This is a genomic window from Embleya sp. NBC_00896 (genome assembly GCF_045207785.1).
Classification (GTDB): Bacteria; Actinomycetota; Actinomycetes; order Streptomycetales; family Streptomycetaceae; genus Embleya.
The window spans coordinates 7138872-7158819 of sequence record NZ_CP108776.1; the positions used below are offsets into that span (position 1 = coordinate 7138872).

14 protein-coding genes are annotated in these 19948 nt (G+C 69.3%); 8 read left to right on the plus strand and 6 right to left on the minus strand.

The window, feature by feature from the left end; translation table 11 throughout:
• Nucleotides 1-21: 21 nt before the first annotated feature.
• From OG928_RS31825 to OG928_RS31840, 4 genes are all read right to left on the minus strand, one after another.
• Nucleotides 22-2574, minus strand: a complete 2553-nt coding sequence (locus tag OG928_RS31825) for a hypothetical protein (RefSeq protein WP_406290223.1) — start codon at nucleotides 2572-2574, stop codon at nucleotides 22-24.
• A gap of 77 nt (nucleotides 2575-2651) precedes the next feature.
• Nucleotides 2652-3446, minus strand: a complete 795-nt coding sequence (locus OG928_RS31830) for a hypothetical protein (protein WP_406290225.1) — start codon at nucleotides 3444-3446, stop codon at nucleotides 2652-2654.
• A 79-nt stretch (nucleotides 3447-3525) separates the two neighbouring features.
• Nucleotides 3526-3840 carry a hypothetical protein gene (locus tag OG928_RS31835; protein ID WP_406290227.1) on the minus strand — a complete coding sequence of 105 codons (315 nt, stop codon included), beginning with the start codon at nucleotides 3838-3840 and terminating at the stop codon, nucleotides 3526-3528.
• Nucleotides 3837-4463 (minus strand): DUF6668 family protein, encoded by a 627-nt coding sequence (locus tag OG928_RS31840; protein WP_406290230.1) that lies wholly within the window; start codon nucleotides 4461-4463, stop codon nucleotides 3837-3839. Before OG928_RS31840 ends, OG928_RS31835 begins: the two co-directional genes overlap by 4 nt.
• 723 nt (nucleotides 4464-5186) lie before the next feature.
• On the opposite strand from OG928_RS31840, the gene OG928_RS31845 reads away from it, so the two are divergent.
• From OG928_RS31845 to OG928_RS31870, 6 genes are all read left to right on the plus strand, one after another.
• Complete coding sequence (locus OG928_RS31845) at nucleotides 5187-6470, plus strand: hypothetical protein (RefSeq protein ID WP_406290232.1); 1284 nt, start codon at nucleotides 5187-5189, stop codon at nucleotides 6468-6470.
• 372 nt (nucleotides 6471-6842) lie between these two features.
• On the plus strand, nucleotides 6843-9497 hold the full coding sequence (locus tag OG928_RS31850; protein WP_406290233.1) for a fibronectin type III domain-containing protein: 2655 nt from the start codon (nucleotides 6843-6845) through the stop codon (nucleotides 9495-9497).
• 91 nt (nucleotides 9498-9588) lie between these two features.
• On the plus strand, nucleotides 9589-10623 hold the full coding sequence (locus OG928_RS31855; RefSeq protein WP_406290235.1) for an AAA family ATPase: 1035 nt from the start codon (nucleotides 9589-9591) through the stop codon (nucleotides 10621-10623).
• Between the two features lie 23 nt (nucleotides 10624-10646).
• Complete coding sequence (locus OG928_RS31860) at nucleotides 10647-11810, plus strand: DUF58 domain-containing protein (protein ID WP_406290238.1); 1164 nt, start codon at nucleotides 10647-10649, stop codon at nucleotides 11808-11810.
• Nucleotides 11807-14080, plus strand: coding sequence for a transglutaminaseTgpA domain-containing protein (locus OG928_RS31865; RefSeq protein WP_406290241.1), 2274 nt, complete (start codon nucleotides 11807-11809; stop codon nucleotides 14078-14080). Before OG928_RS31860 ends, OG928_RS31865 begins: the two co-directional genes overlap by 4 nt.
• A 2-nt stretch (nucleotides 14081-14082) precedes the next feature.
• On the plus strand, nucleotides 14083-14961 hold the full coding sequence (locus tag OG928_RS31870; protein ID WP_406290243.1) for a hypothetical protein: 879 nt from the start codon (nucleotides 14083-14085) through the stop codon (nucleotides 14959-14961).
• A 265-nt stretch (nucleotides 14962-15226) separates the two neighbouring features.
• Here the strand turns inward: OG928_RS31870 and OG928_RS31875 are convergent, their stop codons facing one another.
• The gene (locus OG928_RS31875) at nucleotides 15227-16783 is read right to left on the minus strand and encodes a helix-turn-helix domain-containing protein (protein ID WP_406290244.1); all 1557 of its coding nucleotides are present in this window, start codon (nucleotides 16781-16783) and stop codon (nucleotides 15227-15229) included.
• A gap of 699 nt (nucleotides 16784-17482) precedes the next feature.
• Between OG928_RS31875 and OG928_RS31880 the strand changes: the two genes are divergently transcribed.
• The gene (locus OG928_RS31880; RefSeq protein ID WP_406290246.1) at nucleotides 17483-18775 is read left to right on the plus strand and encodes a hypothetical protein; all 1293 of its coding nucleotides are present in this window, start codon (nucleotides 17483-17485) and stop codon (nucleotides 18773-18775) included.
• A 62-nt stretch (nucleotides 18776-18837) separates the two neighbouring features.
• Entirely contained in the window at nucleotides 18838-19005 is a 168-nt protein-coding gene (locus OG928_RS31885; protein WP_406290248.1) for a hypothetical protein, read from the plus strand.
• 201 nt (nucleotides 19006-19206) lie between these two features.
• Here OG928_RS31885 and OG928_RS31890 read toward each other — a convergent pair whose 3' ends face one another.
• A complete protein-coding gene (locus OG928_RS31890) occupies nucleotides 19207-19935 on the minus strand; it encodes a hypothetical protein (RefSeq protein ID WP_406290250.1) in 729 nt (242 codons plus the stop codon).
• Between the last annotated feature and the right edge of the window lie 13 nt (nucleotides 19936-19948).

Sequence of the window (19948 nt, forward strand, 5' to 3'; positions counted from 1 at the left end):
GGTTTCGTCCTCAGGGCTCGATCAGGAAGGTGGGGTGTAGGCGGCGCCCTGTGGCATGAAGGCCTCGGCGGTGGCGTCCATGCGTCCTGCATCGGTTGTATTGGTGCGTGCGATCTCGGCTTCAGTGCCTCCTCGCCAGTTGTCCCATTCGGCCCAGGCATCGGCCTGGGTTCCTCGAGGCAGCGCGAAGCCGGTGTCGTCTGCCACGCGCTGGAAGGCGTCCGCGTCCGACATACCTGCCGCCTGGTGCTGAGCCCGCTGACTCTCGACCGTGGTGCTCATATTGCTCCACCAACTGCCGATCCCCTGTGCGGGATCGAAGTTCGGGTCGGCCATCTGCTGCATTGTCGCGTTGCGCAAGTTGTAGCCGACCTGGTTCGCCCTGAACTCCGAAGCGTCGTCGACGAAGGAGGCTTGAGCCGTGTCGCGGTCCACGGTGGGCAGAGGCCCGCCGCCGCCGCCACCGCCGCCGCCCGGGGGAACGCCACCGCCGCCGCCGCCACCGCCACCGCCGCCGCCGCCACCACCACCGCCGCCACCGCCACCGCCGCCACCGCCGCCACCGCCACCGCCGCCGCCACCGCCAGGGGCATTGTTACCTGCCGGCCCGCCGTTGCCGCCGCCTCCGCGCCCCGCCCCCGCTACCCAGGCAGCGCCCTGAGCGGAACGGGCAACCGCTGCGGTGCCGAGGGTGGCCACCGCGCCGAGCGCCCTGGCTCCGGCGGCCGGCGCGCCGACCGCGAGCGCCATGTTCGCGCCCTCGGAACCGGCCGCCGGGGAAACGAGCGGAACGACGATGCGGAGCATCGCCGGCAGCATCAACGTGATCAGGATGATGATGAACAGACCTCGGAACTGCGTTTCGGTGTCGAGTTCATGACTCTTCGTCGGTGCCCACAACCTGGCCCCCGCGACGAAGACGATGACGGCGGCCGGCTTCACCAGGATGAAGGCGGCGAGATAGGTGAGGTGCTTCTTGAACCAGTCCTTGCCGGCCTCCGTGTTCGTCGCGGAGGCGGCCAAGGGCAGGGTTCCCGCGAGCGTGATCACCAGGAAGAACCTGGCGACCATGTAGAAGTACTGGGTCAGGCTGCCGACAATGATGAACAGCGCGGCCAAGAGGAAGAGGAAGAAGTTGAGGTCGGTCAGCCCGGCAGTGAAGGTGTTGACTGCGTCGATAGCCGCCGCCTGTGCCTTGTCCCGTGAGGGATTTTGTTCGAGGTCGGGGCGCAGGCCTTTGACGAGGAACCAGTTCGAGAAGATGGTCGACGCGCTCACCAGGTAGTTGATGACCGTGACGGAGAGGGCGGAGACGACGATCAGGGTGACGATGCTCTTGGCGACATCGGCGGCGGGCGTACCGTCGCGGCTCAACGCCATGCGGATCGCGGCGATGATGATCGACAGGACAACCAGGAAGTACGTAATGACGTTCGTGTAACGCGTCATGAATTCCAGGGTCTTCTTGGTGTCGTAGCCGTGCGTGTTGTCGATGAAGGGATCGTCCGTGGTGATCCACCACGACGACACGGCTGCGGCTGCCGCAGCCAGATGGGACTTCGTCCAGGCGATCGGATCTTCCATGAAGTCGGGACCCTTGACGAGTCCTTCATCAGCGGTGACGACGCCGTCGTTGAGGGCTCCTTTATCGGAATCCATGGGGCAGCCGGACGCACCGGCGACGTCGCACTCCCCGGCGTCCGTCCCGCGATCTCCGCACTTTTCCTTGTAAATGTCGCAGAACTTCGTGAGGAACATATCGTTCTGCTCGCGACACGACTTGAGAATGTTTTCCTCGGTCAACTTGCTCGCCGGACAAGGGTTTTCGATCCGGGGGTCGGCGCAGGTGATCTTCTTGTCCGTCAATCCCTTGAGTACGTCGCAAGGGTTGGCAGCCACCGGGCGCGCGTTGGACGGGCCACCGGGAGCGGGCCCCTCCGTCGGGTTGGCGTACTCGAGGAGGGATTCCTGTGTGAAACGGTTGCGCAGGTTGCTCCAACCGGGGTCGGGCTCCGGATTTCGAGTGCCGTCGAACGGGGTGCACTTACCATTGGGCCAGGAGTCGGTTTTTTTCAGATCATGTCGGTTATCGCAGGTACCCGGCCCCGCCCAGGCCTCCTGCGCCTTTTGCAGCGCGGCGTATTCGTCGGTGACGTCCCTGGGCTGCCACGTGCCGTAGCCCTCCCCTCCCCTGGCCACGGCCCAATGGCCGTTGAGACGCGAGCCGTCCTCGTTGCTCCAGAGGACGATTCTGTTGTTCAGCTCGACGTCTTTCGACTGACTGCAGTAGAGGTACCACTTCGAGCCGTCGATGTTCTGAGGGACATATACGCAGCCATCCCGGAAAACCAAATTGGCGTCGTGCTCGTGTGGTTTCATCGGAAGCAGCGCCGGCCGCGCCTGTTCGGGCGCGGCGACAGGTTTGGCCGCCGCAGGCGCCGCCAACATGCCGACAACCAACGTCCCGAGCAGCGCCGCAACGATCATTCCCGCGGTCACCGCCCCGGCGAAGCGTCGCATCGCGCGTGCCCGACGATGAATACGGGTGAGGGCGGAACCGGTCAGCACGCGCATGCCCACTCCCGAGTCCGCCGCATCCATCCGTCGTTGCGGACGCCGTTCAATTGATCACCCCGTGTGCGAGCCATGGTCTAGAACGAGCCCCAGGACACGAACCCCGCGAGGGAGGAGATCCCTCGCGTGATCGACGTGTCGGCGCCATTGGACTGCAGTTGCAACTTCCAGTCACCGGAGTCCCAAACCATGGTGTGGACGGTCGACTTGAGGCCGTGACTGGACGAGCGGCGAACGAGCTCGATGACCGCGGAAGCAGGTGTGTAGCTGACGAAGCGAAACCCGGAGAACTGGTCGACCTTGCCCGGACCGGGCGCCGCCATCGGGTTGGTGTCGAAGGTCGCGCCACGCTGGCCGACATAGACGTCGCGGCCCGGCCCCGGGTAGACCTGGTGCTGCACGACCGTTTTCCAGTCGCTGCTCAGGAAGTACCGGGTGTCGATCTGTGCGAGAGCGATCAGGGCTCCGGTGGGACTGTGGGCGTAGCACCTCATCACACCGCCGGAGGACCGGGCCGGCCCCGCCGATTTGGAGTAGGGCAGGGCTACGAGTGAGCGATAGATCTGCCAGTCCAGGTCGTCGGGTTGCTTCTCCGGGATCGTCTGGTCGGCGCCCTCCGCTGCCGGGCACGGTTGGGACTCGGCGGTCGTCGAGGGGTTGCCTCCCGGGGCGGCCGCACCGCCGCCGGTCGTCGCGCCCTGGGCGACGGGAGCGACTCCGGGCGCCTGTACCGGTGCCGGTCGGCCGCGCCCGTCATCCTCGAAACCGAGTGAGATCACGATCCCGGTGACCAGCACCATGCTGAGCAGCAACCCGGAGGCGATGAAGCCCGGTTGCATGAACGGGCTGCCGACATCCGGATCCCGGTCCATCCGATCCGAGGATCGGGACTTCCTCAATATCGCCATCGCGGCCTGTACCCCGTCTTCTCGAACCTGGCCGTGGCGGCTGTCAGACGACCATCGTCACGATGCCGGAGGCGGAACCGGCGATGATGCACGCGACCAAGGTCCAGACCAGGCCGATGACCGCCGACTCGCCACCGTTCTTCCGGGCGATGGCCATCTGCGCCGCACACAGGAGCACACCGGCGACACAAAGGGAAAGCACCAGCCACGCGCCGATCGAGATCACCTTGCCCAGGCCATTGCCCAGGCCCGAGTCGATCTTGACGGTGGTTTTGCCCACGGGCGCGTTCGGGTCCGTGTTGTCCATCGGGAGAAGGCCCACGATGGAGTAGAGCTTCGGAATGATGATGGAGTTCACTGTGTATCCCCCGGGGATCTTGAGGTGGCGGCGAACAGGTCTGCGGCCAGTCGAGCCACAGGTTTGGGCAACTGGGCCGGGAGGAGACTCTCGCCGAGTCGCCAGTCCTCGACCCAGGGCACGGCCCACGCCTTCGGGTAGCCGCCGGTGACCAGCTTCACCAGATCCTGAAGAGGTCTCGGCAGTTTGCCGGGAGCGTCCGCGACGATCACCAGGCCGAGAAGGTGCACGGGGGCCGCGCCGGCGGCCCATTGTCGGGCCGCGCTCTGGGCGACTCGCAGGCCCGAGACATGTGTTCGGGTCACCAGCACCACCGAGGCGCGGCTGCCGTCCGCCGGAACCGGCCAGTGACGTTCGGCATCGGAGCCGGAGCGCAGCGCCGAGCGGAGGGTGGTCACGCCGGCGCCCCCGTGGCAACCGACCCACCACCACGGAGCGGATGCCTCCGGAGGCAGGTACCGGATCGGCAGCCCGCCGTCGCTCGGCGCCGTCACGGTCGCCGTCTGGGGGCTCGACGGCCCCAAAGTGCGGACGGCTTCGGTGCGTTGCGGCTGTGCCGGGTCGGCGTCGCGGGGAACCTCATTGTTGGGGATCCACGGATTGACGAGTGTTTTCTTTGCCATCTCGTCCACCCCCAGTCGTGCCGCGAACAACGTGATTCCCGGATCGCGTGAACGGATCGTGCATTCCCGTTTGCGACCGGATTACGAGACCATCAGGACCATTCATCAGGACCGTTGGGTCGGAAGACTACATCCCGGCTGCATGCCGAGCAGGAAAGGTGCCGGGTGTCATCCGACAAGGGGTCCGTCCGGCCGGCTTGCCGGCTGTTCGAGGCCGGCGGCCCAAGCAAACCATCGAGGAGAGGTCCAGGATTAGTCAAGCGACAACCACGTACAAGCCCGGGTTCGAGTCGGATGAGTATGTGATTGCACAGTGAGGGTTCGAAAAGACGGCACCGTGGTTTCACTGTGCACAGTGAAAGTGCTCAGGGCATTCCGGTCCCTACAATGATCGCCGGCCCGGCACAGACCTGTGGCCGCTTTCCCGACACCGCCCGTTCCATGAACCGTTTCCGTATGTGAGGAGTGCCTGTGACCGGCCCCCACGAGGCGTCGACGAGGCAGGTCACCGTCCCCACGCGGTCGCCCGGTCCGCGCCTGGGCTCCGGGCGACTGGCCTGGGTCATCGCGCTCGTACTCGTGCTGGCGGGGTGTTCCACCGGATCGGGGGGCGGCACCGGACCGAAGAACCCCACGGAGGCCCCGAGCAGTGCTCCGCTGAAGCTCACCACTCCGCCCGGGTTCGACGCGACCCGAGGCTGGACTACCAGCGAGGCCGGTCGAGTGTTCACGGTCGCGCCGATCTCCGGGCTCTTTCTGGACATCTACGCCGGCGGTGACGACAACAAGGCCGGCGAGAGCGCGTCCCCCACACCGACGTCCACCAAGACGCCGAAAACCTCGGAGCGCACGGATGGGGCCCGGGTCATCGCCCGCAGCGGCGATACCGGCAAGGTGCTCTGGACCTCGGCTCCCTTGTCCATCCTGGTGGAGCCCGAACCGCCGACCCTGAAGGTGATCAACACGGCGGGCGGCGAGTTCGTGATCGTCGTGCGCCGAGGAAACACGCCCGACGAGGCCCTGGCGAAGTCCGCCAAGGTCGTCGTGGTCGATTCCTTCCCGGTCGTCGGCTCAGGTCTGGAGGTGGCGCCAACCAGGCACATCCAACGTTTTGTCGAGGGCAGGCTGGACAGCTCGGCCGTCGTGGTGGGCAATGGTGGGGTGCTCTTCGCCGAATCATCGGTCGGCCCCCTGGGCGCGATCGAGGCGGGGAACTCGTGGGATCCGGTCGACGGAAGCAACCAGCGGTTCGTCGCCACAACCACGAAGCGATCGAAGTGTCTCGACGGGCTTCCCTGCGAGGTCCGGACCGCGCCCATCGAGTTGACCTCGTCGGGCATGCTCTCGCTCATCGACGCCAAATGCGATCGCATCGACTTCTCGGATGCCTGCCTGCGGGGCTTCGGGGTCTCCGACCGCTGGAACAGCGAAGCGGTCGCGCCTCAAGGACGCCCACTCGGTGCGCCGATCGCCGTGACCGGGACTGCCGTGATCGCCGCCTGGTGGCAGGTCACCAAGCGGGACACCCGCCCGTCGGTCCTCTACGTGGCCCACGACCTCGCGACGGGCGCCGCGGTGGCATCGACCGAGTGCGTGGTCGAGATCGATCTCGCGCAGAACCGGGCGGGTCTGCCACTGACGGCGGCGAGCTCACCGGACAACCGCTATGTCGTCGCCGGACCGCTGGCCTTCGATCTTTCCGCCGGAAAGGCCGTCTGCCTCGGCAAGGACCCGCTTTCGAAAACCGTCATTCTCAAATCCGTCGGCGACTCCGGGATCGCCTACGGAACGGTGCAGCAAGAATCCGCCGCCAATCATTTCGTCGACCGCGATGCGCCGCCCGCCGTGGTTTCGGCGCCGGTCGCCACGGGTGAGGTGCAAGCATTCTCGGCCGACACTTCGGTACCGGAGTCGATAGCCGGCCCCGGCATCGGGATCTTCCGACCGGTCACCGCTCCCCGCGATCCTCCGTCCACCCGCATAGGCGTGTATCCGAAGAGTCGATGAAATTCCGCACAGCGATTCACCGAAGTGGTTGAACATTGCCCGGTGATGCACGAGGAGGATTGCCCGGGGAATGCGTGCGTTCTATGCTCGCGTGCGGCTGTGGGCGCGCTCCGGAAACTCGACTCCCTTCGTGCATTCTTCAAGCCCGGGGTGATCGTTTCGGCGATCGTGAAGCAGGCGTCCCGTGAGCGCGGCTCGGCCGTCCGTCGGTCGGCCGCGGCGCCGCAGACCCGACGTCCGCGGCCCGGTGGCTCGCGACGTGTCTCGCACTATCCGAAGAACGTGCCCGAACGGCCCGCGCAAAATGGCTAGTCGGTGACCCGTTCGGCGCATGAGGATCGTGGATCGGTCCGTGTTCCAGGGAGAACCCCCATGTCTCAGCGATCTGCGCCCGATCCGCCGGCGCAACCGGCGGCCGGCGAACCCGAACCCGAAACCGAGGACTCTCGGGCCGACCCGCTCGGTACGGGCCGAAAGTGGCGGCTGCCCGGACTCGCCCGTCTGCGTTTGGATCGGAACCGTCCCACCACGATCGTCGCGATCGGCGCGGCGGTCTCCGTCATCGCCGCGTCGGTGGTGGTCGGCATCGGCGCCGCCGGTGCGGACACGGATCTGTCCGATGTCGGCGCGTGGTTGCCCAGTGGCTCCAAGAACCTCGTCGTACATGTCAACGGCCTCACCGGTCAGGTGGACGCGCGCATCACGCTGCCGGGTGGCCAAAAGCCCACGTCCTTGCAGGTGAGCCAGGACGGCAAGACCGTCCTGGTGTTGGACGAGCGGACCGGGCAGGTCAGTCGGATCGACCCGAGCCAGCTGACGGTCGCCCAGACCTCGACGGACGGGACCCCCAACCAGGAGATCGTCACCGGCGGTGGGAACGCGTGGCGCGTCACTCCCGGGAAGGGAGAGGTGCAACGCATCGACCCCAAACCCGCCGGCAACGCGCCGAACGGATTCGGCGCGTTCGCACTCATGGGTGAGGCGATCGTCTTCGACGACGGGCACGGCGGCCGTCTTCCGTTCGGCAAGACCCAGGCCGACGCGGACGGCACGCTGTGGGTGCCGATCTCGGCCTCGGGAGAGGTGATCCCGATCCGTGGCTCCGAACGCGGCGCGCCGATCAAGGTCGCCGAGCCGGGCCACCCGTTGACGTTGACGCTCGCCAAGGGCGTGTCCTCCTCGTCCGCGGGCGGGCGCGTCGCGGACCGGATCGTGGTCACGGATGTGACCGCCGGCAAGGCCATGATGCTGACTGCCACGGGTATCGGGAGCACCGTTCGGCTGCCCATGGAACTGAGCAAGGGAACGCCGGACAGGTTTCTGACGCCCGGGGTCAGTGAAGGCGCGCTCGTGCCCTTCCTGGCCTCGGACAACGGCACCCTGGCGCTCGTCGACATCAACTCGGGCGCCGTGCAGGCGGTACCTCTCCAAGCGGAGAAGCACACCTACGGCAGCCCTCTCGTCCTGGGCGCGAAGGTCTACATCCCGGACTTCGACACCGGCTCGTTGCTCGTCTACAACTCGTCGCAGGCCAAGTTCGAGGAGCAGATCAAGGTCACCGGCGTCAAGGGGAAGCTGGAGGCGTACGTCCGCAACGGTCGACTGTGGGTCAACGACCAGAACAACGCCGACGCCGCGGTCGTCGACATGCAGGGTCGGATCCATCGGATCGGCAAGGACGGCGAACCCGGCACCGGCGGTGTGCCGGGCGATCAGGCCACTCCTGCCCAGTCGCAGGCGCCCGCGGGCGGCCAGTCTCCGTCCACACCGCCGTCCACCCCGCCCACCGACGAACAGCGTCCGGGCCAGGGAGAGGCGCCACCGCGAGAGGTTCCCCGGGACGATCCCGAGCCTTCCGACGGAGACGACTCGAAACCGAAGCCCTCGAAGCCCAAGGCCCCCGAACCGGATCCGCAACCGTCCGCGCCGAAGACCGGTCAGGTCCCGGTTCCGACGCAGACCATTACGGTGACCGCGACGCCGCCCGTCGAGGTTCCGGTACCGAGCAAGTCCGAGACGAGCGGATCGTCGCTCCCGACCCGGAGCACCTCCTCTGCGTCCTCTTCGTCCTCCGGGTCTCCGGGTCCGACCGGCACGGCCGGCTCGACCAAGACGGCGTCCCCGACCGAACCGGCGCCGGGTACGGGCACGGCGAGCCCGCCCAAGACCGACCCTCCGACGAAGGAAGCGCCCGGTACGCCCAAGGCCACGTCGAGCGATGGCAAGATCATCCTCACGTTCACGCCTTCGAAGGGCGCCAAGCCCACCCGCTACCGACTGGGCAACCTGACGGCCGGGCTGAGCGTCAGCCCGGATTCGATCAAGCCCGACGGCACGATGAAGTTCACGGTCAGCGGCGGGACGTGCGGTACGGAGTACAAGTTCTTCGTGAGCGCCGAGTTCCCCGGTGAGATCAAGAACTCGGGGTACTCCACGCCCATCCAGCCGTGTGTCAAGCCGCCCAAGCCGGAAGGTCTCAAGATCTCGGTCGCGTCGGGAGGGCACGGCGCGACGTTGACCTGGACGGCGCCGAAGGGCACCACCGACAAGGTCACCTACCAGGTCAAGATCGCGGACAAGACCTACTCGGTCCCCAGCGGCACGACGTATGTGGCGACGAAACTGAAGAACAGCGCGAAGTACCCGGTGACCGTCACCGCCAAGAACGCGGCGGGCAGCGGCTCGGTGACCGGAACGATCGACCTGACTCCGCCGTCGAAGACCTACAAGGTCGGGCCCAACCGGAACAACAGCATCGGGATCGGCATCCATGCCGGGCCGCGGGTGGACGCGAGCACCCGCAGGGGTGAGATCGACTCGAGCTACACCGGCAACGTCACGGTGAAGTGCCAGATGATGGGCTCGACCGAGACCCGCACCGCGACCAACGTGACCAGCGCGGTCTGGGACCTGATCGTCTACACGGGACCGGGGAAGAGCGCCACCGGTTACACGTCCGACCTGTACATCCGAACGCCGAACACCAACAAGGGAACCTTCTCGCCCACGCTCTGGCAGTGCGAGTAGCCGTCCACAACCGGCACCCTTTGATCAGTTCCGCCGCGGGCGACGGGCGACTCACGTCCCGTCGCCCGCGGTTTCACCAATCTGGAGCACCGTGACCAAGCTCGCCAGCCCGGCGGACGGCGAACTGCCGCTCGGGGCACCGCAGTTCCACGCCGGCGATGCCCTGCGACTGTTCCGAGAGTGTTTCCATGTGCTCGGCGACAACGTCGAACGCGTGGTCGTGGGCAAGCGTGAGGTCGTGGACCTGGCCCTGATCGCCCTGTTCGCCGAGGGCCACCTGCTCGTCGAGGACGTACCGGGAACCGGGAAGACCACTCTCGCCCGGGCGATCGCCGCCTCGATCGACGCGTCGTGGCACCGGATCCAGTTCACTCCGGACCTGCTGCCCTCCGACATCACCGGTGTCTCGATGTTCCGGCAGACGACGAACACCTTCGAATTCCTGCCGGGCCCCGTCTTCGCCCACGTGGTGATCGGCGACGAGATCAACCGCGCCTCACCCAAGACCCAGTCGGCCATGCTCGAGGTGATGGAAGAGGGCAGGATCACCGTCGACGGGACGACGCACAAGGTACCGCGCCCCTTCATCGTCATCGCGACCCAGAACCCCGTCGACATGGCCGGCACCTACCCGCTCCCCGAGGCTCAGTTGGACCGATTCCTGATGCGGATCACGGTCGGCTATCCCGATCTCGCCGCCGAGGTGGCGGTGGCTTCGGGTGCGGGTGGCGCGCCGACGATCGAGGGCCTGCCGATCATCGCCACCGCACGGCACATCGAGGAATTCATCCAGGTGGCACGTCACCACGTCGCCGCCGCGCAGCCGGTCGTCGACTACGCGGTCCGACTCGCCCGGGCCACCCGCGATTCGCCGCACACGCGACTGGGCGCGGGACCTCGGGGCAGCGTCGCCCTTGTGCGCGCCGCCCGGGTGCGCGCGGCCTCCGAGGAGCGCAACCACATCCTCCCCGAGGACGTGAAGTCTTTGGCGCGCCCGGTTCTGACGCACCGACTCCTGCTGACACCGGAAGCCGAGTTGGGCGGCGTCAGCGCCGCGGACGTGCTCGACGAGATCCTCCTCGAGGTGCCGGCCCCGCAGCCGACCGCGTCCAGGGGTCACGCTTGATGCTTACTCCGGCCGGTCGCGCGATGGCGGCGATCGGTGTGCTCATGGGTGTCGCCGGTTGGGGATTCGGATACCGAGAGGCCCAGATACTCGCCATCGCGGCGCTGCTGGCCGTGGTCCTCGCGCTCGCCTGGACCGCCCCCCGCCCGTCCGTACGCGCACGGCGCACCGTGGTGCCCAAGAAGGTCGCCCGAGGCGATGCCGCGCAGGCCGTCGTGGTGCTGGCGAACACCGGTACCCGGCCGCTGCGTGGACTTCGCGCGGAGGATCGGGTCGCGGGCGCCCCGGTCCTCCCGGTCATGCTGCCCACGGTGGCGCCCGGGGCCGAGGTGAGCGCCCGCTACCCGCTGCCCACCCACACCCGGGGCTCGGTCGAGGTGGGCCCGATGGCGCTGGTGCGCACCGACCCGCTCGGCCTGGGCCGGCGCTCCCGCGAGCACGGGGCGGTCGAGACGCTCCTGGTCCGGCCGCGGACCGTGCCGCTGCCCGTACTTCCCGCCGGGCGCACACATCACCTGGAGGGACCCACCTCCGATACGGCCGAGGACGGGACGCTGACCTTCCATTCCCTGCGCGAGTACACGCTCGGCGACGACCTGCGACGGGTGCACTGGAAGTCCACCGCGCGCACCGGGGTGATGATGGTGCGCCGCATGATCGACGTGAGTCTTCCCACGACGACGATCGTGCTGGACACCGCCCCCGCCTCCTATGCCTCCGAGGGAGCGCGCGCCCGGGACAGCGACACCTTCGAACTGGCCGTGGAGGTCGCCGCGTCGGTGTCGACGGCGGTGGCGCGCAAGAATTTCCCCGTACGCGTTCTCACCGGTGCGGGTCCGCTCGTCGGCGCGGACGGCCGCGACCCGGGCGCGGGGCGTCTCCTGGATCTGTTCGCACTGGTGGGGGCGGACGAGGAACACCGCCTCACCGAGGCGTTCGAGGCGCTGGAGCGGGGTCGCGACAGTGACACCCTCGTGGTGGTCACCGGCACCGGGACCGGGACGAGCACGCAACTCGACGCCCTGGGGCGCGTCACGCGGCGCTTCGACCGGGTCGTCCTGGTCCGGGTCGCCGCACCCGCGAGCCCACCGCCGGGTCCGGTACCGCTGCCCGTGCACGTGACCCGGCTCCTGGTCACGGATCTCGAAGAACTCGCGAGGGCCTGGCACCGGGAGGCCATGCGATGAGCGGTCCCGGAATTCGGCGTCGAGGTTGGTCGTTGCTCGCCACCGCGCCCGCGGCGCTGTGTGTCGGACTCGCCTTCCAGGGGATCTTCGACGTGCGCGACGTGCTGGTCGTCTCCGTCGTCTCGGCCGCGGCGCCCACCCTTGTGGTGCTGGCCTGCTCCGGCGGGCCCAAGCGTTTCGTCGTGGACGCGGAGAAGGCGCGCGTGGTGCGCCCGCTGTGGCCGTCGCTCGTGCTCTCGGCGGTGGTCTGGCTGCTGCTGGTCTCGGCGATGCTGTTCGGCGATGGAGCGGTCGCCCACGTGGTTCCCACCCCGCAGGGGGCGGTCGACATCTGTACCGCCGTGGTCAACGCCCCGAAGACGATCCTGACCACCGTGCTACCGGCTCCGGCCGATGGCGAGTTGCTCGTCCTGGTCTCGGTCTGCGTGTGGGTCGCGGCCTTCGCGGGAGCGGAACTCGCCGTCCGCACCCGCACGGTCGCCCTGCCCGCACTGCCGGCGCTGCTCTCCTTCGTGGTTCCCGTCGTGTTGGGCGGCGCCGCTCCCGGCTCCCGCGTCGTGGTCGCGGCCGCCCTGATCGCCGCGGTCGGACTGCTGCTGTTGATCCGGGCGCCGGAGCGGCGAGCTCCGGTGGGCACGGCGTTGGTCGGCGTGCCGATCGTGCTGGTGCTGGCGACCATCGCGACCTTGCTGGGCCCCGAACTGCCCGGCGCGAAATCCCGGCGTCCGCCCGATCTGCGGGATCTCGTCGCGTTGCCGGAGCCGATGTCCCTGTCCGGGATCAGCCCGCTCGACCGGATCTCGGCGTGGCTGCTGTCGCCCGACATCCCGATGTTCAGTGTGGCGGGTCCCAGCGCACCCGACCGCTATTGGCGCCTGACCGTTCTCGATCGGTACGACGGGGCCACCTGGTACCCGGTGAAGGATCTGCGGCCCACGGCCGGACGGGTGCCGGACGCGAGCGACCACCGTCCGCCGGTCGCGGCCTCGGTGGCCAACCAGGTGACCGTGCAGGACCTGGGAGGCATCTGGATTCCGGAAACGGATCGTCCCACCGAGGTGCGGGCGCCCGGGCTGAAGCTGAGCGTCGATCCCGCCAGCGGCGTCCTGGCGAGCGGGTCCGGATTGCGCACCGGGACGCGCTACGAGATCGACGCGCGGATCCCGGCACTGGACCCGGATCGGCTCCAATACCTGGCGGTCGCGGAGGACCCGGCGCACACCGCCCTGCCGGAGACCGATGCCGGGGGCAAGCCGATCCCGGCGCTCGAACTGTTGCGGGCCAAGGCCACCATCGCCACGGCGGGGAGTACCTTCCCCTACCAGCAGGCGTTGCGGCTCGGGCAATGGCTGCGTGCCAACCATCGCTACGACATCGCCGCGGTTCCTGGACACTCGTACCGCAGTCTCCAGTTCTTCCTGGAGAACACCAAGGAAGGTACCTCCGAGCAATTCGCCACCGCCTTCGCGGTGATGGCCAGGACCTTGAACCTGCCCTCCCGGGTGGTCGTGGGTTTCTCGCGCGGTACCGAGGGCGCGGGCGGCGTCTTCAACGTCCGCAGCGGCGACATCGTCGCGTGGCCGGAGGTCGAATTCGAGGGCGTCGGCTGGGTGCCGTTCTTCCCCACCCCGGGCCAGGCCACCGACTCGGGTGGCCGCAAGCAGGGACCGGAAGAGAAGGAGCCGGTCGCGGGAACCCCCGCCAAGCCCGCGTCCCGGGCGGAGAAGGACCAGCAGATCGCCGGTCAGTCGCGCTCGGGGCCCGCCCCGGAGGATCCGCCCGCGCCGCACCGCGACGCAACGGGGCCCTGGTGGTGGCTCGTTGCCGGGGCAGGTGCCGGTGCGGCCATTGTCGGATACGTGCTGTTGGCCGTGAGCGGTCCGGTCGTGGCCCGACGACGCCGGCGCCGCAGGGGGAGTCCCGACGAACAGGTCATCGGGGCATGGCGGGAGATCAAGATCGATCTGGCCGGGGCCGGCATGCCCGCCGGACGGTCGCTCACGGTGCGCGAGGTCGCCGACTACGGGGCGAGCCGGCTGCCTCCCGACGTGGGCGGCCTGCTGTCGGGGTTGGCCGAGGTGGTCAACGACATCGCTTACGGGGAACGCGCGGTCGTACAGGCGGACGCGGACGCGGCGTGGCGTGACCGGGCGAGTGTGGCCGAGGCCGTACGCCGTTCGGAAGGGCGCCCGCCCGCCTACATCAGGGTCTTTCGCAGGTTGTCCCCGAAATCGGTGGGCGTCCTGTTCCGATCGCCCGACGGGGGCTGAAAGTGAGCATCAACGTGATGACCGGGCCGAGCGGGACGCCGGGTAGGCCGGATCCGGACCAGGCGCCAAGCGCCGCGCCGATATCCCTGCGGCCCCCGAGATGGTGGCCGAGTGCGGAGGACGGGACGCTCGACGCGTCGCCGGCCGCGCCCGGGGCCCTGGGCGAGCCGACGCAGATGTTCGCGCCGCCGCCGGTGCCCTCGGCGTCGGATCCGGCTCCATCGAATCCGGCGGCATCGCCCTTCGCCGCAATGCTCGCGGCCCCGGACGCCGACGGCGACGGCGACTACGGGTGGGACTTCGAGGACAAGCGCGACGAACTGTTCGAGTGGCCCACGCCGCCGAGGCGATTCCCGCGCTGGCTTCCGCCGGTGCTGGTCGTGGCGGTGACCGTGGTGGTGACCGGCGCGGTCTGGGTGGTCGTGCTGTCCGGCCGGGAGAAGGAACCCGAGGCGATTCCGCCTCCGCCTCCGCCGCCTCCCGCGACCCTCATGTCCCCCGAGTCGGCCGCGCAGTTCAAACCCCAGGACGTCTCGGTGAGGTCGTTCGAGGGACGTCTGATGGTCTCGTGGAAGCTGCCCGTGCGGACCGACGGCATCGTCGGATACGTCGTGGCCGCCCAGAGCCGCGAAGGCATCGTGCAGAAGTCGGAAGTGCCGCGGGCCGGCGAACTGACGACCATCGTCGAGGGCCCGCTGGTCGGGGCCGATTCGTGTGTCGTCGTCACGACCATGGTGAGCGCGGAGCCGAGCATGACGATGGCTCGTTCCGACCCGATCTGCCCAGGTGCGTCGGCACCGGTGTCCCGCTCGTCGGCCCCCGCCGCGCCCGGTTCCGGGTCGCCTTCGGGTCCGGCCGCCGGGGGAGCGTCGGCCGGCTGACGTCCCGATCGTCGCCGAGGGTTCCGGGTTCGGGCCTCGGGAGGGCGCCCGCCGGCGGCAACGGCTCGCAGGCGCCCGCGGTGCGCCCACGCGCGACCACTGCCGCGACCGCGAGCACACCGCGCACGGCGCGGGCGGCCGACGTGCGTCACGGACGGATGCGCACGCGCCGAGCACACCGGCCGAGCCGGGCGCGCTCGGGACGCGATCCGCGCGCGGGACCGGGTTCGTCGGTCGGCGCCGTCGCGGGAGGGAACGTCGGGGGCTACGCTCGCGTGCCGGCCGCCGGCTCCCGGGCCTCGTACACGCGCAGCGCGATCCACACGTCGATCCGGGCGGCGGGAGAGCCGATCAGCTCCAGGCCCAATCGTTCCTCGACGCGGAGCAGGCGCTTGCGCAGACCCGGCCCGGAGATGTCCAGCGCCGCGGCCGTGGGGGCGATTCGGCCGTCGTGGGCGAGCCAGGTCCGCAAGGTGTCCAAGTCGTTCGAGAACGGGCTGTGCAGGAGGGGACGCAGCCGGTCTTCCGCCCAGTCGAGCACCTGTGGCAGCGCCAGCAGATCCCGCAGCCTCGGCACCGGACCCATGGGATCGCGGTCCTCGGCGGAATCGGGTTCGAGCGACGATCCCGGGCCGCTCGGCAGATCGAGATTCCTGAGCGCCAGGGACAGTTCGGCCCGCACCGACAGGGAACCGAGGTCCGCGTCCAACAGTGTCTCCACGACTCTCAGGCGAGCCGACAGGGTGTTGCGGTGGACGCCCAATCTGCGTGCGGCGCGGTTGCCCCACAGCAGCCAGCTCGCCAGCGTCTCGCTCAACTCGCGCGCGGTCGGATCGGCCCGTCGTGCGGGCCGATAGTCGGTCAGTGACGCCAGCCGCGCGCGGGCCCAGGCCCGGCCGGGGGAACCGATCAGTTCCTCCGGGGTGACCCGCTCGCCGTATCGGGCAACCGGTGCCACGGTTCCGCGAGCCACGGACAGTGCCTGCAGGGCCTGTTGGCGGCCCACGGCCACCTCGTCGAGGGCGAGCACGCCACTTGCCCCGACGAAGAGATTCCCGTGGGCGTGGACCAGGTCGCGCGCCACGCGATCGGCACCGGGGCAACGACGGCCGTCGGTGTCGCCGTGTCGCGCGTCGATCCCGGTCCGAGGCGCCTGATCGGCCGGGACCAGGACTACCGTGTGATCGGCCCGGTCCGGGCTCGGGGCGACCCAGATTCCCTCGTTCCACAGGCGACCCACGTGGCGTTCCACGGCGTGACGGTGTTCCTGCGGGGACTCCACGACGAGTACGACCAGCCGGTCGGGCAGCCGCGTCCCGAGCGCGGCGGCCACTTCCGTGGCCGCGAACGCGTGTCCGCCGAGGAGCAGTCGCACGATCGCCCCTCGACCACGCGGGCTCGCCTCCGCGGGGCGCGGCGCGTGGATCGTCGATCGCTCCGCGCGCCAGGCCCACCCGATCAGGCGCACGACGTCGCTGAGAACGACACCGGTGCGATCCGGTGTCGTCGCGTGGGCGACGATGTGGAGGGTGCCCTGCGACACGTCCTGTTCGCCACCGGCTCCCAGGCCGATCGAGAAGTCGTAGCAGGGGCGCTCCGAACCGCCCTGGCGGCGCCGGTACTCGGCGTCCTTGCCGGCCTCGTGCCGCACGACTCCGGTCGGGTCCACGATCCGCAGATGCAGGCCGGCCCGACGGGCGAGCCAGCGCAGCAGGTCGCGAGTCGCGTTCGGTCCGGTCGCCAGGCGCTGCGCGGTGAGCAGATCGCGGGTGCGCCGTTCGGCGGTCGTCTCGTGAGCCGCTCCGCCCGGCAGAACGGCCACACGAGTTTCTGCGGGCACACTCGGCTCGTGCTCGCGCTCGAACGGATTCGTTTGCCGCGATGACGCGACCCGAGTCCCCGCGTTTGCCGTGTGCATGGGTGGCACCTCCGCCGGTCGTCCAGGTGTGCAGCAACCCGGTCGGGGACGCGAAAAGGCTCTGCCGCCGCGGGAGAGCGGGTCGGCTGTCGATCCGTCGACGCCCCATACACGGCGCCTGACCGGGCCGCCGTGCGACCGCCGGCGCGACCGAAGACCGTCGGCCGACCGGGGAAGAGCACTCGCCGAGGAGTCTCGCGAGTCGATCCGCATCCGGAAAGGACGACTGGATTACCCGACTTGGGTATATCGCCTGGTAACTCCGGAGGGTCGTCACCCAGGGGGCGGGTTCGACGTCGGCCGGCGCTGCGGCAGCCCGACCGCCCGGGACGCAGACAGCATCGCGCCGCGAACCGAGCCCGTCCAGCGGACAGCGGCGGACATGTCGCGGACCATGGAAAGATATTTGCAACTGCAATGATCCATTTTGCGTTCGATCGTGTGCGGTGCGAAGTTCCGAGCATGCGGAGTGCGGCTCAGTGGTGGGCCCTTCGTAGGCCCATCGGGTGGACGGATCGGCATGTCGAGCCGACGGCGCACTTCACTGAGATTTCTACTCGCGAATCTCTTGTTTGCGACTGCAATTCGCTCTACATTTCCGGAATGAGATCGAGAGCACTCCCGGCTCGCGCGGCCGTCGCCCTCGCGGTCGCGTTGTGCGCCGCTTCGGCACTCCCCGCCGGACCGCCCGCACACGCGGCCGAACTCGACACGCTCGCCCCGCTGACCCAGCGAGCGTTGCGCAGCTACGAACCGACGGGAATCGCGGTCGACGGCGGACCGGATCCGGCCCGTGCCGCGGCCCTGGTTCCCGGGAGCTACCTGGACGAACTCACGGACAAGCAGGTGAAGTACTACTCCGTGGACGTGCCGGCGGGCTATACCGCCTATGTCTCGGGCACCACCGTCAGCAAGGTCAAGGGCCTCGAGGCGCTCGACGTCAAGCAGCTCGGCGAGCGCGGCAACAGCTTCTGTGCCTCGGACACCGGGTTCGACCAGGACCTGTCGAAGGTCGTCACGGCATCCGTGCGGTGGACGGCGTCCGGTGCGGGCGGCAACGGCTGCGGGCGACCGGGCCGGCAGGTGTTCTCGGTGACCCGCCGAGGAACGGGCCCTCCGGTGCCGCTCGAAGTCGAGGTCCTGCTCGAACCGCAGGCCCTGGACAAGGGTCCGGCCGAGGCCGACATCGCGCGCTACACCGAGCCCGGCGGCGCCGCGCAACCGGTGATCGGCGGCGGCTCGTTCGCGGCGGCGACGACCCTGCCGGGCTCCGGCCACTACACCGACACCATCGCGCCGGGGGAGTGGGCCTTCTTCCGGGTCCGCCTCGACTGGGGCCAGAGCCTCGCTTTCCAGACCCGGGTCGGCGGCGGGAAGGAGCTCACCCGAGTACAGACCCACTTCTACAATCCCATTCGCAAACAGTTGGCCCAGGACGCGTGGGGCGTGCACGACACCGAGCACATCTTCGCCAAGGGAATGGACCCCTTCGCCACGCGCCCGGTGCGCTTCCTCAACCGCAGCGACGGGCAACAAGAGGTCGCCGACATGCTGCCCGGCTGGTACTACATCGCCGTGGCGGCCCAGGGCGAAGGGGAGTCGCGCTCGCTGGCCGTCGACGTTTCGGTGGCCGGCACCAAGGAGCCCGGCCCGGTGTACGCGCCGGGCGGGCAGGCGCCCGATTCCGCTCACGGGTCGAACCCGCCGGCGAGCGCCCCGGCCACGAAGACCCCGACCCGAACCCAACGCGACCTCGCCCACTCGTCCGCGAAGGACGAGGAATCCGCGGCCTTCGGCGGCCCGCTGGTCTGGGCGGGAGGAGTGGCCGCCGCGATCCTGCTCGGCGCCGGCCTCACGGTACTGCTCCTGCGCCGACGGCCGTCACGAGACACCTGAACCCCCGGCTCACGAACGCTTCCCATTCCCCGGGATCGGCTCGACAACGGAAGGAAACCGACATGATCTGCTTCGCCATGCCGTACAACCAAGGCCGCGGCGGCGGTACCAGGGGCGGCTATCGCACCGCGGCCCCCTGGGCATCGCGCGGCCCGCTGGGCCCGCGTCGCGAACTCGATCGGCACTCGGGCCGGCCCACGTGCTCCGCGCGGCCGTCCTACGGCGGCTGAGCATCGTAGTAGTCCCACGACGTGCGCCCGCACGTCACGTGTTGCCCCGCTCGGCATGTGAGTGGGGCAACACGTGACGTGCGGGCGCGGCCGTTGCGGTCGGACGCCGTGAATGCCGGTCGCCGCCGGTGCCGTGGCCGGAAGGGTTCACCGGTTCTCGGTGAACCCTTCCGGCCACGGCACCGGTTCGTGGGTGGGTGCTCAGACCGCCTGCGGGCCCATTTCCTCCGGGAGGACTCGGGTCAGCCAGTCCCGCACGGCCTCGTCCACCCGAGCCTCGCCGATCTCCCGCCGGTCGAAGGTGCGGAACCGGGCCGGGTCGTCGCCCACGAGCAGCTCGAACAGCTGGGCCTTCTCCAGGAGTTGGGCCGGATCCAGGGTCTTCTCCTGGTCGTTCAGGCGCAACCGCTTGACGATTGCCTGCGGTTCGTCCGTACTCAGCAACACGACCCCGGGAAGCGGTCGCCACTCGGCGACGGTGGTCAGGAACCGACGTGCCGCCTGGTGGGCCTGCTCGAGATCACCGGGATGACGGGTGACCGCGTCCTCGACCGCCGCGGTGTAGACGCCGCGCTGCTCGACGACCGTGCGCCCGGCGGCGAGGAACAGCCGGGCCGATTCGTAGCGGTGGGTCTGCATCGCGATCACTGTGAGGGTCTCGGAGGCGGATCGGCCGCCGCGAATGTAGGGTTCACCCCCGGCCGCCTCGGCCAGTGCCATCAAGGTGGCGAAATCCGGTCGGGCGTTGGGCTCGCGCGCCGACCCGACGAAGATGCGCGGGGGAGAGGTGATCGAACGCAACAGCGCCGAACTGACGTCGTGCGCCTCGAAGCCCTCCACCCCTACGAGGAGGCCGGGGCGCCGGGTCCGAATACTCGCCGTCTTCTTCGATCTGCGTTCGCGTGTGGCCTCTTGAGCTTTCTGCGGCATGCCCCAATCCTCG

Bases quoted from the DNA above. Each gene is read 5' to 3' on its own strand.
- OG928_RS31890 (WP_406290250.1), bottom strand. From the start codon at position 19,935: ATGCCGCAGAAAGCTCAAGAGGCCACACGCGAACGCAGATCGAAGAAG.
- OG928_RS31830 (WP_406290225.1), bottom strand. From the start codon at position 3,446: ATGGACCGGGATCCGGATGTCGGCAGCCCGTTCATGCAACCGGGCTTC.
- OG928_RS31840 (WP_406290230.1), bottom strand. From the start codon at position 4,463: ATGGCAAAGAAAACACTCGTCAATCCGTGGATCCCCAACAATGAGGTT.
- OG928_RS31865 (WP_406290241.1), top strand. From the start codon at position 11,807: ATGAGCGGTCCCGGAATTCGGCGTCGAGGTTGGTCGTTGCTCGCCACC.
- OG928_RS31860 (WP_406290238.1), top strand. From the start codon at position 10,647: ATGGCGGCGATCGGTGTGCTCATGGGTGTCGCCGGTTGGGGATTCGGA.
- OG928_RS31885 (WP_406290248.1), top strand. From the start codon at position 18,838: ATGATCTGCTTCGCCATGCCGTACAACCAAGGCCGCGGCGGCGGTACC.
- OG928_RS31850 (WP_406290233.1), top strand. From the start codon at position 6,843: ATGTCTCAGCGATCTGCGCCCGATCCGCCGGCGCAACCGGCGGCCGGC.
- OG928_RS31825 (WP_406290223.1), bottom strand. From the start codon at position 2,574: ATGCGCGTGCTGACCGGTTCCGCCCTCACCCGTATTCATCGTCGGGCA.
- OG928_RS31880 (WP_406290246.1), top strand. From the start codon at position 17,483: ATGAGATCGAGAGCACTCCCGGCTCGCGCGGCCGTCGCCCTCGCGGTC.